Origin of the sequence: Pseudonocardia bannensis (genome assembly GCF_012911875.1) — a bacterium.
GTDB classification, from domain to species: domain Bacteria; phylum Actinomycetota; class Actinomycetes; order Mycobacteriales; family Pseudonocardiaceae; genus Pseudonocardia; species Pseudonocardia bannensis.
In genome coordinates, this window is sequence record NZ_JAAXKZ010000014.1 from 1 (window position 1) to 12,804 (window position 12,804).

Genomic DNA, 12,804 nt, shown 5'->3' on the forward strand with positions numbered 1-12,804 from the left:
GTAACGGGTGGAGTCGACTGGTACTAATAGGCCGAGGGCTTGCCATAACGAGTTGTTTGCATCCACTGTGCGACCCTGAGCACACAGCCTTGTGTGGTCGGGGTGCGGGCACCGGTTTCGGTGTGCGCATCCACATGTATCCGGGTTTCCGGTGGCGTCGGCGGTGGCCGGTGTCGGCCGGGGGTTCCGGTAGGGATAAGTTGATAGTGTTGTCGGTGGTCATGGCGGTGGGGAAACGCCCGGTCCCATCCCGAACCCGGAAGCTAAGCCCGCCCGCGCCGATGGTACTGCACTCGCCAGGGTGTGGGAGAGTAGGTCACCGCCGACATCAAACGTGGAAAATTCAAGAAGTGGGCCCCCGCCGTCAGGTGGGGGCCCACTTTTGTATTCTGAACATATGAGTATCGCGGATGGTTCCGGCGATAACCGTCCGCACCGCGACGAGCGCGATGGTTCCCGGAGCCGAACTGACAGGCCGACCCACGGCGACGAGCGGCGCTCTGATCGCTCGAGCAGAAGCGGACGGCAGGACGACCGGGGCGGCTACGCCCCCCGCGGCGACCGGAACGGCAGCGGTGGTCGCTCCGGCGGCTTCGACGGTTCCCGCCGCAGCGGCGCACCGGGACGCGACCGATCGTCGGGCGGAGCAGGCCGGGTCGGTAGTGGGTGGGGTGGGCGCTCGGACGACCGCCCGGCCCGTTCGGACGCACGGCCTGATCGAGGGCGTGAGGAAGGCGGTCCCCGCCGTGGCGGTGGATCCGGTGGCTACTCGCGTGGTGCAGGTGCGGCAGACCGCCCGCGGCGCGAGGGCGGCCGGTCCCGTGACGACCGCGAGCCGGGCGGTCAGCGTCGAGGGGAATCGTGGCGCGGCGGTGACGCCCCCACGGGCGGCCGTGGCTACGACCGGCGCAGTGGGGACCGGCGTGGCGACGAGCGACGCCCCTTCCGTCGCGGCGAGACCGACGCTCCTCGGGAGCGCCAGGATCGCTGGACCGGCGGTCCTGGATCCGGTGGCGGTCGCCCGGACCGTAGTGGTCCGCGACGGGATAGGGACAGCGGCGCGGGCACCGCACGTGGTGGCTGGACGGGACGCTCGGAGGATGAGCGCCGAGGCGGCGGCCGGCGTGGCAATGACGACCGCACCGGTGGTGAGGGCCGTGGAGGAGGCGACCGCCGGTCGGAGGGCGCCGGGCCGCGTCGGGACCGGTCCGAGGGCGCCGGGCCGCGTCGGGATCGGTCGGAGGGCCGGTCCGGTCTGAGCCAGGGGCGCGACCGTCACGACGACCGCGGCCGGCCGGACCGTGGATTCCGCGGAGACGATCGTGATCGGAGCGGGCGGCCCGACCGAGCTCCCGGCAAGCGCGACGACCGCGGATCGACCCGGTCGTTCGGGCGTGACGATCGCCCGGGGTACCGCGGTAGCCGGGAAGACCGGAGTGGCGACCGGCCGTCCCGGCGTGACGATCGCGGTGGGGACCGCGCGGGGTATCGGGCTGATCGGGACACCGACCGACCGTCGCGGCGTGAGGACCAGGCTGGAGACCGCTCGGGGTACCGGGGGGACCGCGGACCGGAGCGCTCGTTCCAACGCGATGACCGGCCGGCCTTCCGTCGGGACGACCGGGGCGGTGCCCGGCGTGAGCAGCGTTCCGGCGCGGATCGGCCTGATCGGCGCGGTGGGGATCGGTCCTCGGCTCCTGGTCGCCACCGAGACCGGGACGCGCCCGCGAGCGGTGCAGGGCAGGCTCGCTGGAGCCGCGAGGAGAACCGTCCGCGTCGGGTCCCGGAGAGCGCAGAGAGCACCTTCGTTCCCGAGCCCGATCTGCCCGACGACATCGCCGCGACCGACCTGGACGTCGAGGTGCGCCGGGATCTGCGGGGCCTGCAGAAGGACACCGCGGATAGCGTGGCGCGACACCTCGTCGCGGCGGGCACCCTCGTCGACGAGGACCCGGAACTGGCGCTGCAGCACGCGCGGTATGCGCGCCGCCGGGCGTCCCGGATCGCGGTCGTGCGCGAGGCGGCCGGCATCGCGGCCTACCACGCGGGCGAGTGGAACGAGGCGCTCGGAGAGCTGCGGGCCGCCCGTCGCATGGGCGGCGGGCCGGGTCACATCGCGGTGATGGCGGACATCGAGCGGGCGCTGGGACGTCCCGAGCGGGCTCTCGAGCTCGCCCGCGGTCCCGAGGTGTCCGAGCTGAGCCCGGCCGAGCAGATCGAGCTCGCGATCGTCGCCGCCGGTGCCCGACGCGACCTGGGCGAGCTGGACGCGGCGGTCGTGGGGCTTCAGATCTCGGCCCTCGACCCGTCCCGGCGGGATCCGTGGAGCGCGCGGCTCTTCTACGCCTACGCCGACAACCTGCTCGCCGCCGGTCGGGAGTCCGACGCGCTGCAGTGGTTCGTGCACACCGCGGCCGCCGACACCGACGGTGAGACGGACGTGGCCGCCCGGATAGCCGAGCTGACCGGGGAGCCCAACCCCGAGGACGACATCGTCTTCGGGGAGGAAGAACTCACCGACGACGAGCCGGTAGCGGCCGGCGAAACGGCCGTGTCCGATCAGGAGAAGGCTGAGCTCCCCGGACGCCCTGCGGAGGCAGGGGCGGCGGAGGCTGCAGATCGCGGCGCGGTCCAGGCCGACGCCGACGCCGACGCCGACGCCGACGCCGACGCTGAATCTGCGGACTCGGACGCCGATGCCGACGCCGAAGAGGAAGGCGAGCTCACCGACTCCGACACCGACGCCGACGCCGACACCGACACCGGTGCTGACGCCGAGGCTGATGATGTCGACACCCTGGAGGCCGAGGCCACGGATTCGGCTCAGGACGGTGCCGACGCCGCGTCCACAAGGACCGGCCACATCGGAACCGACTCTGCCGCAGGGGCGGGTCAGGTCGGAGAGGACGTCATCCGGTCCACGACGGACCGTACGGCCGGGACGGACCGGCGCCACGTCGTCGAGTCCGCTACGGCCTTCGACGACGATGACGCAGACGACGATGACGCAGACGACGATGACGCCGACGACGAGGATGCGGCCACCGAGGCCGGCTCCGCCGACCGGGACGGCACCGGCTCGTGACCGACCTGCTGGCGCAGCACGACGTCCTGCTCGTGGACCTGGACGGCACCCTGTACCGGGGCCAGGCCGCGGTGCCGGGCGCCGTGGACGCCCTCGCCGGTGCGATCCGGCGTGGTGCCCGCACCGTCTACGTCACGAACAACGCTTCGCGTCGTCCGACGGAGGTGGCGGCGCACCTCGCCGAGCTGGGCTTTCCCGCCACCGAACAGGACGTCATGACCAGTTCGCAGGCTGCGGCGGCCATGCTGGCCGAGCAGCTGCCGGCCGGGTCGCCCGTTCTCGTCGTCGGCACGGAGGCGCTCGCCGAGGAGATCACCGGCGTCGGCCTGGCCGTCACCGAGGATCCCGACAAGGCCGTGGCCGTGGTGCAGGGCCACTCTCCGGACACGGGGTGGCGCAAGCTCGCCGATGCGACGGTCGCGTTGCGGGCGGGCGCGGTCTGGGTGGCGTGCAACGTCGACCCGACGCTGCCTACCGAACGCGGTCCACTGCCCGGCAACGGGTCGATGGTCGCCGCGGTGCGGACGGCGACCGGCCGGGAACCGCAGGTCGCCGGCAAGCCCGCTCCGCAGCTGCTGCGTGCGGCCGTGGTGCGCAGCGGTGCCCAGAGTGCCCTGGTGGTCGGCGACCGGCTCGACACCGACATCGAGGGCGGGCGGTCGGTCGGTCTGCCGACACTGCTCGTCCTCACCGGTGTCTCGGACGCCGTCGAGGTGCTGGCCGCGCCGCCCGCGCTGCGCCCCGACTACCTCGCGGCCGACCTCACCGCGCTCACCCGCTCCGCGGCGGACCTGGCCGTCGCCCCGCGGCCCGGCTGGGAGGTGCGCTCCGACGATCCGGCGACGCTCGTGCTGTCCGGTGACGGTGCGGGTTCGGCCGAGCCGGCGCTCGACGCGCTGCGCTCGCTGTGCGCCGCGCACTGGGCCGGTGACGGCGGCGCGGTGATCGTGCGTGCCCACGGCGACGCGGCGCAACGGGCGGTGCGTGAGCTCGGCCTGCCGACGGCTTCGGCGGCGCTGGACTCCACTACCGTGGAGCGTGCCGACACCGCACCGGGAGCGCACCGATGACCGTCCCGTCGCAGCACCTGTCGCGGCCCGCGCACGACGGGCCGCGACCGGGCGATCCCCGGCCTGCCGACGCTCGTCCGCTGGAGGTCGTGCAGGCCGCGGTGGACGCCGCCATGGCCGGACTCGCCGACCTCGCCGGCCGTCCTGCCGGTGAGCACGTGCAGGCCTTCGAGCGGGTGCACGCCGCGCTGGGCGAGGCACTGGCCGCCGGCACCCCCGGCGACCAGGCTGCCGGCCGAGCGTGACGACGGTGGTCACCCGGGCCCGTCTCGACGCCGAACTCGTCCGCCGGGGTCTCGCCCGGTCGCGACAGCAGGCGGCCGAGTTGATCGAACAGGGCAGGGTCGCGGTGCGCGGTGTTCCCGCCGGCAAGCCCGCCACCCAGATCGAGCGCGACACCCCCGTCGTCGTCACCGCGGACGAGGGACCCGAGTGGGCGTCGCGCGGGGCCAGGAAACTGCTCGGCGCACTGGAGGCGTTCGACATCGATGTCCAGGGGGTGCGCTGCCTGGACGCCGGGGCGTCGACGGGTGGGTTCACCGACGTGCTCCTGCACCACGGGGCCGCGGAGGTCGTCGCGGTCGACGTCGGTTACGGGCAGCTGATCTGGCGGCTGCAGGCCGACGAGCGAGTGCACGTGCACGACCGCACCAACGTCCGCTCGCTGACCCCGGACGAGATCGGCGGCCCGGCCGCCCTCACCGTCGCGGACCTGTCGTTCATCTCGCTGCGCACCGTGCTGCCCGCGCTGGCCGCCTGCACGACGCCGGAAGGCGTCCTGCTGCCGATGGTGAAGCCGCAGTTCGAGGTGGGCCGTGACCGACTCGGAGCGGGCGGCGTCGTGCGGGACCCGCAGTTGCGCCTGGCCGCGCTGACCGAGGTCACGGCCGCCGCCAGGGCACTCGGCTTGACGTTGCTCGGGGCCGCCGCGAGCCCCTTGCCGGGCCCGTCGGGCAACGTGGAGTACTTCCTGCGGCTCGGGGGGCCACAGCACGGGGGAGCGGACGCCGGGGACGCGGTACTGGCGCAGGCCGTCGCGGACGGACCTCGGTGAACACGGCAGGGACGACAGGGACGACAGGGTGAGGCAAGCTCTACTGGTTCTGCACGCCGGTCGCGAGACCAACCGGCGCACCGCGGCCACAGTCGCGAAGCGCCTGGCCGCGGAGGGCATCCGGCTGCGGATACTCGCCTCGGAGCTGTCCGACGTCGGCGCCGACCTGCCGCCCGGATGGGAGCCCATACCCGTCGAGGACCGACCCGAGGCGGCCGAGGGCGCCGAGGTGGTGCTGGTGCTGGGCGGTGACGGCACGTTCCTGCGGGCGGCCGCGCTCGCCCGTCCGGCCGGGGTCCCGCTGCTCGGGGTCAACCTCGGCCGGGTCGGCTTCCTGGCCGAGGCGGAGCAGGAGTCGCTCGACCACGCCCTGGACGCGATCGTCGCCGCCGACTACAAGGTCGAGGAGCGGATGACCATCGACGCCGTCGTCCGGTCCAACGGGTCCGTACTCGGCCGCACCTGGGCGCTCAACGAGGTGTGGGTGGAGAAGAGCACCCGGGGGCGGATTCTCGAGGTCGTCCTCGAGATCGACGGCCGGCCGGTGTCGAGTTTCGGCTGCGACGGTGTCATCTGCGCCACGCCGACCGGGTCGACGGCGTACGCGTTCTCCGCCGGGGGCCCGGTGGTGTGGCCGCAGGTGCAGGCGCTGGTGGTGGTGCCCAGCAACGCCCACGCGCTGTTCGCGCGGCCGATGATGATCGCGCCCGACAGCGACGTCGCCATCGAGGTCGACGCCAACGGGCCGCCGGCGGTGCTCGACGCCGACGGCCGGCGCACGATCGACCTGCCGCCGGGGGCGCGCGTCGAGCTGTCCCGCGGCGAGCAGCCGGTGCGGATGGTCCGGCTGGACGGCCAGCCGTTCGCCGACCGGCTGGTCCGCAAGTTCGACCTTCCGGTGCGGGGCTGGCGCGGCGCGCCGGCCCACCCGGAAGACGAGCACGCCGACGATCACGACCGGGATCCGCGGACCTGATCGGGGCGTCGGGCCCCGCTCCGTCCGACCGGCGACGTACCCTGCGGACCATGCTGGCCGAGATGCGGATCCAGGGCCTCGGCGTGATCGACGACGCGACGCTCGAGCTCGATCCCGGCCTGACGGTGCTCACCGGGGAGACCGGTGCGGGCAAGACGATGGTGGTCACCGGTCTGTCACTGCTGGGTGGGGGCCGCGCGGAGGCGTCACGGGTGGCCGACGGCGCCCGCCGCGCCGTGGTGGAGGGGCGCTTCACGGCGGGGGAGCAGGCGCTCGCGCTGGCGGAGGAGGTCGGTGCCGAGCCCGACGAGGACGGCGCGCTGATCGCGGTGCGCACGGTCTCGGCCGACGGGCGGTCCCGCGCGCACCTGGGTGGCCGGTCGGTCCCCGTCGGGGTGCTCGCACGGCTGTCGGAGGCGACCCTCGCGGTGCACGGGCAGAACGACCAGTTGCGATTGCTGCGCCCCGCCGACCAGCGTGCCCTGCTCGACCGCTACGCCGGCGACGCGGTCGGCAAGCCGCTCGCCGCGTACCGGGAGGTGCGTGCGCAGTGGCAGCGGGTATCGGCCGAGCTGGTCGAGCGACGCGACGGCGCACGGCGGTTGGCGCAGGAGGCTGACATGCTGCGCCACGGGCTCACCGAGATCGAGGCGGTCGACCCGCAGCCGGGGGAGGACCGCGAGCTCGTCGAACAGGCCCGCCGGCTCGCCGCCGCGGACGACCTGCGGGAGGCGGCGTCGATCGCCCGGGCGGCGCTGGCCGGGGCCGACGACGCGGGGTCGATGGCGGATCCGGGGGCTCTCGGCGCGCTCGGGCTGATCGGTGAGGCGCGGCACCGGCTGGCCGCGACGGGCGATCCGGAGCTCGCGGGACTGGACCCGCGGCTGGGGGAGGCCCTGGCCGTGCTCGGCGACGTCGCGAGTGAACTGTCCGGGTATCTCGACCGGCTCGACGCCGATCCCGAACGGCTGGCCGTGGTGCTGTCCCGGCAGGCGGAGCTCAAGGCGCTGACCCGCAAGTACGCCGCCGACACCGACGGTGTGCTGGCCTGGGCCGAGCAGGCCCGGGAGCGGCTGGAGCGGCTCGACACCTCCGACGAGGCCCTCGCGGCACTGGCCGCCCACCGCGACGAGCTCGCGGGTGAACTGGCCGGTCATGCCGCCGCGGTGACCGCGGCCCGTGCCGAAGCCGCCGCCCGGCTGGCCACCGAGACGACCGCGGAGCTGGCCGGCCTCGCGATGCGGGACGCGGTGCTGACCGTCGCGGTGTCGCCGCGGACGGCCGCGGGCCCGGACGCCGCCGACGCGGTCGTCGTCGACGGGGTGGCACTGGTGGCGGGCAGTGACGGCGTCGACGAGGTGGAGCTGCGGCTGGTCCCGCACGCGGGGTCGGCACCGCAGCCGTTGCACAAGGGTGCCTCCGGCGGAGAGCTGTCCCGCGTCATGCTGGCGTTGGAGGTCGCGCTGGCCGGCGCGGACCCGGTGCCCACGATGGTGTTCGACGAGGTCGACGCCGGCGTGGGCGGGCGGGCCGCGGTCGAGATCGGCCGCCGGTTGGCGCGGCTGGCCGCCCGCCACCAGGTCATCGTCGTGACCCACCTGCCACAGGTCGCCGCGTACGCCGACCGGCACCTCGTGGTGCACAAGGCCGGACAAGGCGGTGTGACCCGCAGCCGCGTGCGGACCCTCGCCGAGGGCGACCGGATCGCCGAGCTGGCCCGGATGCTGGCCGGTCTCGACGACACCGACACCGGGCGGGCGCACGCGGAAGAGCTGCTCGCCTCGGCCCGGGCTCATCGGGAGGCCGACCGGGCCGGCGAGCGCAACGTCGCCGCGGACAAGCCGGCTCGCCGGCAGCGGAAGGCCCCGGTGAAGGCCGCGGCGGCGAAGTAGGACCGGCGGGACACCGCCGCGGTACCCGGCCCCGGTGACTCCGCAGTCACGCTGCGGCGTGCCTTCCGGGCAACATGCGCCTCAGATGTCACAGTGCGTGCATGAAGCTGTCCGGCCTGCTGCACCGATCCCGACCGGAGCTGCCCGGGCTTGCCGGCATCGCCCGGGTGGATCGCCGGACCGATGCGTTACTGCGCAGGCTCCGGCCGGGCGACATCGTCGTCCTCGATCAGATCGACCTCGACCGGACCACCGCTGACGCGCTGATCGCCGCAGAGGTCGCGGCGGTGCTCAACGCCTCGCCGTCCATCTCGGGCCGGTTCCCGAACCTGGGGCCCGAGGCGCTGATCACCGCGGGCATCACGTTGGTGGACGGCGTCGGTGCGGAGGCGCTGCACGCCGTGAAGGACGGCAGCCGGGTCCGGTTGCTGGACGGCGTCCTCTACGCGGGCGAGACGGTGCTCGCCGAAGGCGTCGAGCAGACCGCGGACTCGGTGGCCGACGCCCTGGTCGAGGCCAAGTCAGGGCTGACCCACCAGCTCGAGGCGTTCGCGGCGAACACCATCGAGTTCATGCGCCGCGAGCGGTCCCTCCTGCTCGACGGCCACGGCGTACCCGATGTCGACGTCGAGCTGGCCAACCGACAGGTGCTCGTCGTCGCGGCCGGGTTCGACCACGCGGCCGAGCTCGCCCGGCTGAAGAACTACATCCGGGAGTACCACCCGGTGCTGGTCGGCGTGGGCGCGGGCGCGGACGCGCTGATGACGGCAGGGCACAAGCCCGACCTGATCGTCGGCGACCCGGCCGAGGTGTCGACCGAGGCCTTGACCTGCGGGGCCGACGTCGTCGTGCCCGCGTTCGCCGACGGGCACGCACCCGGACTGCACCGGGTGCAGGACCTCGGGGCGGGGGCCGTGACGTTCCCCAGCACGGCCAACCCGGAGGACCTCGCGCTGCTGCTGGTCCAGCACCACGGCGCCGCGATGATCGTCACGGTCGGGTTGTCGGCGAGCATGGCCGAGTTCCTGGACCGCGGCCGATCCGGCAGCAACGCCTCGACCTTCCTCACCCGGCTGCAGATGGGCGGGACGCTCGTCGACGGGCGGGTGATCGCGTCGCTGTACCGCAGCCGGATCTCCTTCGGCGCGGTCGCGCTGATGATCGCGTCCGCGGTCGTCGCGGTGGTGGCCGCACTGCTCGTCTCCGACGCCGGGGACGCGGTGCTGGCCTGGTTCTCCCAGGGCTGGCTGGGGATCGTCGAGCAGATCAAGGGCTGGTTCGTGTGATCTCCTTGCGTTACCACGCGGTCTCCATCACCGCGGTGTTCCTGGCGCTCGCCGTGGGGGTGTTCCTCGGGGCGAGTGGGTTGTCCGACCGGCTGCTCTCGGCGGTCTCGGCGCAGCGCGACGACCTCAGCACACAGGTCGACAAGCTGACCGCGGAGCGTAACGACCTCGCCGCCGCACAGCAGTCCGCCGACGAGTTCGCCACGCGGATCGGCCCGGCCGCGGTGCGGGGGCTGCTGTCCGGCCAGACCGTCGCGCTCGTGACGGCCGGCGCCGACCAGGACGACCGCGACGCCGTCGCCGAACTGGTCGGGCAGGCCGGGGCGACGGTGACCGGAGAGGTCGCGCTGACCGAGGCGGTCGCCGACCCGGCCCGGGCCGACCAGCTGCGTGAGCTGACCTCGCAGCTGCTGCCCAGCGGCGCTCAGCTGCCCGCGGCCTCGGACACCGGCAGCCTGACCGGTGGCCTGCTCGGTGCGGTCGTGGCCGCGCGTGGCGGCCAGCCGCAGTCGACGCCCGACCAGGCCCAGGCGGTGCTGTCCGGCCTGGCCGCCGCCGGGTTCGTCCGGCCGGGCGACACTCCGCGCCCGGCGAACCTGGTGCTGGTGCTCACCGGTGGCGCGCTGAGCGGCATCGACGCGGGCGACGCCGCCGCCGTCACGGCCCGGCTGGCCGCGGAGCTCGACCGCTCCGGCGCCGGCGCGGTGCTGGCCGGACGGTCGGGCTCGGCCGGGTCGACCGGGGCCGTCGGGGTCGCCAGGGCGGGCGGGAGCGTGACCGCCGGACTGTCCACCGTCGATGACGTGGACACCGGATCGGGGCGAGTGGCTGCGGTGCTGGCTCTGCGCGAGCAGCTGGACGGGCGGGCCGGGCGCTACGGCTCCGCCGAGACCGCCGAGGACGGGGCCTCGCCGGCCGCATGATCGCAGCTCGGAGCGTCCACGAGAGGCGGATCACCCCGGACCGAGGGCCCGACACGCGGGGGCATGAGCACCGGTGGCGGATCGGCGGGTACCCTGAAGACCCGTGCAGCCACGCGCGACCCGTCATCTGTTCGTCACCGGCGGGGTCGCATCCTCGCTGGGTAAAGGTCTCACGGCGTCCAGCCTGGGCCAGCTGCTGACCTCCCGAGGACTCCGGGTGATCATGCAGAAGCTGGACCCCTACCTGAATGTCGATCCCGGCACGATGAACCCCTTCCAGCACGGTGAGGTCTTCGTGACCGAGGACGGTGCGGAGACCGACCTCGACATCGGCCACTACGAGCGGTTCCTCGACCGGAACCTGCACGGCCGGGCCAACGTCACCACCGGCCAGGTCTACTCGTCGGTGATCGCCAAGGAGCGTCGCGGCGAGTACCTCGGCGACACGGTGCAGGTCATCCCGCACATCACGAACGAGATCAAGGACCGCATCCTCGCGATGGCGGAACCCGACACCGACGGGGTCATCCCCGACGTCGTGATCACCGAGGTGGGCGGGACCGTCGGCGACATCGAGTCGCTGCCGTTCCTCGAGGCGGTGCGTCAGGTCCGCCACGACGTCGGCCGGGACAACTGCTTCTTCCTGCACGTGTCGCTGGTCCCGTTCCTCGCCCCGTCCGGGGAGCTGAAGACCAAGCCGACGCAGCACTCGGTGGCGGCCCTGCGCAACATCGGTATCCAGCCCGATGCGCTCGTGCTGCGCGCCGACCGGGAGATCCCGGACGGCATGAAGCGCAAGATCAGCCTGATGTGCGACGTCGACCTCGACGGTGTCGCCGCGGCACCGGACGCGCCGTCGATCTACGACATCCCGCGGGTGCTGCACCGGGAGGGCCTGGACGCGTACGTGGTGCGCCGGCTGGGGCTGCCGTTCCGTGACGTCGACTGGGCGGTGTGGGGCGACCTGCTCGACCGGGTGCACCATCCCGACGAGGCGGTCCGCATCGCGCTGGTCGGCAAGTACGTCGACCTGCCCGACGCCTACCTGTCGGTCACCGAGGCGCTGCGCGCCGGCGGATTCGCCCACCGGGCCCGGGTCGAGATCAAGTGGGTGGCCTCCGACGAGTGCGAGACCCCGGCGGGTGCCGCCGAGGCCCTCGACGGTGTCGACGGCGTGCTCATCCCCGGCGGGTTCGGTATCCGTGGCATCGAGGGCAAGCTCGGCGCGATCAAGCACGCCCGGACCCGCGGCATCCCGACCCTCGGACTGTGCCTGGGCTTGCAGGCGATGGTGATCGAGGCCGCGCGGAACATGGCCGGGCTCGAGGGCGCCAGCTCGACGGAGTTCGACCCGAACACCGCCCACCCGGTGATCTCGACGATGGCCGAGCAGGTCGACGTCGTCGCCGGCGACCGGGACATGGGCGGCACCATGCGGCTCGGGGCGTACCCGGCGGTCCTCGGCGAGGGCACCGTCGTGGCGGGTGCGTACGGCGCTCGTGAGGTGTCCGAGCGGCACCGGCACCGCTACGAGGTCAACAACGCCTACCGCGGCCGGCTGTCCGAGGCCGGCCTGGTGTTCGGTGGGACGTCGCCGGACGGGACCCTCGTCGAGTTCGTCGAGCTGCCCGCCGATGTGCATCCCTTCTTCGTCGGCACCCAGGCGCACCCCGAGCTCAAGAGCCGCCCGACCCGTCCGCACCCGTTGTTCTCGGCGTTCGCCGAGGCCGCGCTGCGCTACCGGGCGGCCGACCGGCTGCCGGTGGAGCTGCCGAGCCGGGACCGGGCGCTGCCAGCGCCGTCGTCGAACGGGGCGGACACGTCCGCGCGGACGGACGAGGCCGCCGGCGCGAAGGCCGATGCCGATGCCGATGCCGTGAGCACGGTGAGCCCGTGACGGCTTCGCGTCACGACTTCCCGGTCGCGGGGTCGCGCGACATCTACAGCGGGCGGGTCATGGCGTTGCGCTCGGACGAGGTCGAGATGCCCGGCGGGCGGGTCGCGACGCGCGAGATCCTGGAGCACCCGGGGGCCGTCGCGATCGCGGCGCTCGACGACGACGACCGGATCATGATGATCCACCAGTACCGGCATGCGGTGGGGCGCCGGCTCTGGGAGCTGCCGGCGGGGTTGCTCGACGTCGACGGCGAGGACCCGGCCGTGACGGCGGCACGGGAACTGGCCGAGGAGGCCGGACTCGCCGCGCGCGACTGGTCGGTGCTGCTCGACGTCGTGCCCTCGCCGGGTTTCTCCGACGAGTCGGTGCGCGTGTACCTGGCCCGCGGGATCACCGAGGTCGGCCGGCCTCCGCTCGCCGACGACGAGGAGGCGGACCTGGCGCTGCGCTGGGTGTCGCTGCCGGTCGCGGTGGGCATGGTGTTCGACGGGACGGTCGTGAACGGGGTGACGGTCGCGGCCGTGCTCGCCGTGCACGCCGCCGTGGAGGGTGGGGCCCGGCCCCGTCCGGTCGACGCCGAGTGGCCCGACCGGCCCACCCGTTTCGCCGCCCGCGCCTGAG

At 73.9% G+C, this 12,804-nt stretch carries 10 protein-coding genes and 1 rRNA gene; all 11 read left to right on the forward strand.

Annotated elements, in window-relative coordinates:
• Nucleotides 1-211 precede the first annotated feature (211 nt).
• Nucleotides 212-328 (forward strand): 5S ribosomal RNA (gene rrf, locus HF519_RS06075).
• Between the two features lie 1,533 nt (nucleotides 329-1,861).
• A complete protein-coding gene (locus HF519_RS06080; protein WP_211169617.1) occupies nucleotides 1,862-3,085 on the forward strand; it encodes a tetratricopeptide repeat protein in 1,224 nt (407 codons plus the stop codon).
• Nucleotides 3,082-4,155: an HAD-IIA family hydrolase gene (locus HF519_RS06085; RefSeq protein WP_169410959.1), complete on the forward strand. Its 1,074-nt coding sequence runs from the start codon at nucleotides 3,082-3,084 to the stop codon at nucleotides 4,153-4,155. Before HF519_RS06080 ends, HF519_RS06085 begins: the two co-directional genes overlap by 4 nt.
• Nucleotides 4,152-4,400, forward strand: coding sequence for a hypothetical protein (locus HF519_RS06090; protein ID WP_169410953.1), 249 nt, complete (start codon nucleotides 4,152-4,154; stop codon nucleotides 4,398-4,400). The genes HF519_RS06085 and HF519_RS06090 overlap by 4 nt, the downstream gene beginning before the upstream one ends.
• Nucleotides 4,401-4,405: 5 nt before the next feature.
• Nucleotides 4,406-5,209, forward strand: a complete 804-nt coding sequence (locus HF519_RS06095; RefSeq protein WP_169411086.1) for a TlyA family RNA methyltransferase — start codon at nucleotides 4,406-4,408, stop codon at nucleotides 5,207-5,209.
• A gap of 28 nt (nucleotides 5,210-5,237) precedes the next feature.
• Complete coding sequence (locus HF519_RS06100; protein ID WP_169410961.1) at nucleotides 5,238-6,185, forward strand: NAD kinase; 948 nt, start codon at nucleotides 5,238-5,240, stop codon at nucleotides 6,183-6,185.
• Between the two features lie 50 nt (nucleotides 6,186-6,235).
• Nucleotides 6,236-8,077 carry a DNA repair protein RecN gene (gene recN / locus HF519_RS06105; protein ID WP_169410963.1) on the forward strand — a complete coding sequence of 614 codons (1,842 nt, stop codon included), beginning with the start codon at nucleotides 6,236-6,238 and terminating at the stop codon, nucleotides 8,075-8,077.
• Between the two features lie 101 nt (nucleotides 8,078-8,178).
• Nucleotides 8,179-9,363, forward strand: a complete 1,185-nt coding sequence (gene steA, locus HF519_RS06110) for a putative cytokinetic ring protein SteA (RefSeq protein ID WP_169410965.1) — start codon at nucleotides 8,179-8,181, stop codon at nucleotides 9,361-9,363.
• Nucleotides 9,360-10,286 (forward strand): copper transporter, encoded by a 927-nt coding sequence (locus HF519_RS06115; protein ID WP_169410968.1) that lies wholly within the window; start codon nucleotides 9,360-9,362, stop codon nucleotides 10,284-10,286. The genes steA and HF519_RS06115 overlap by 4 nt, the downstream gene beginning before the upstream one ends.
• Before the next feature lie 103 nt (nucleotides 10,287-10,389).
• Nucleotides 10,390-12,183: a CTP synthase gene (pyrG, locus tag HF519_RS06120; protein WP_169410970.1), complete on the forward strand. Its 1,794-nt coding sequence runs from the start codon at nucleotides 10,390-10,392 to the stop codon at nucleotides 12,181-12,183.
• Nucleotides 12,180-12,803 carry an NUDIX domain-containing protein gene (locus tag HF519_RS06125; RefSeq protein ID WP_312859929.1) on the forward strand — a complete coding sequence of 208 codons (624 nt, stop codon included), beginning with the start codon at nucleotides 12,180-12,182 and terminating at the stop codon, nucleotides 12,801-12,803. The genes pyrG and HF519_RS06125 overlap by 4 nt, the downstream gene beginning before the upstream one ends.
• Nucleotide 12,804: the final 1 nt, after the last annotated feature.

Bases quoted from the DNA above. Each gene is read 5' to 3' on its own strand.
- HF519_RS06090 (WP_169410953.1), top strand. From the start codon at position 4,152: ATGACCGTCCCGTCGCAGCACCTGTCGCGGCCCGCGCACGACGGGCCG.
- steA (WP_169410965.1), top strand. From the start codon at position 8,179: ATGAAGCTGTCCGGCCTGCTGCACCGATCCCGACCGGAGCTGCCCGGG.
- recN (WP_169410963.1), top strand. From the start codon at position 6,236: ATGCTGGCCGAGATGCGGATCCAGGGCCTCGGCGTGATCGACGACGCG.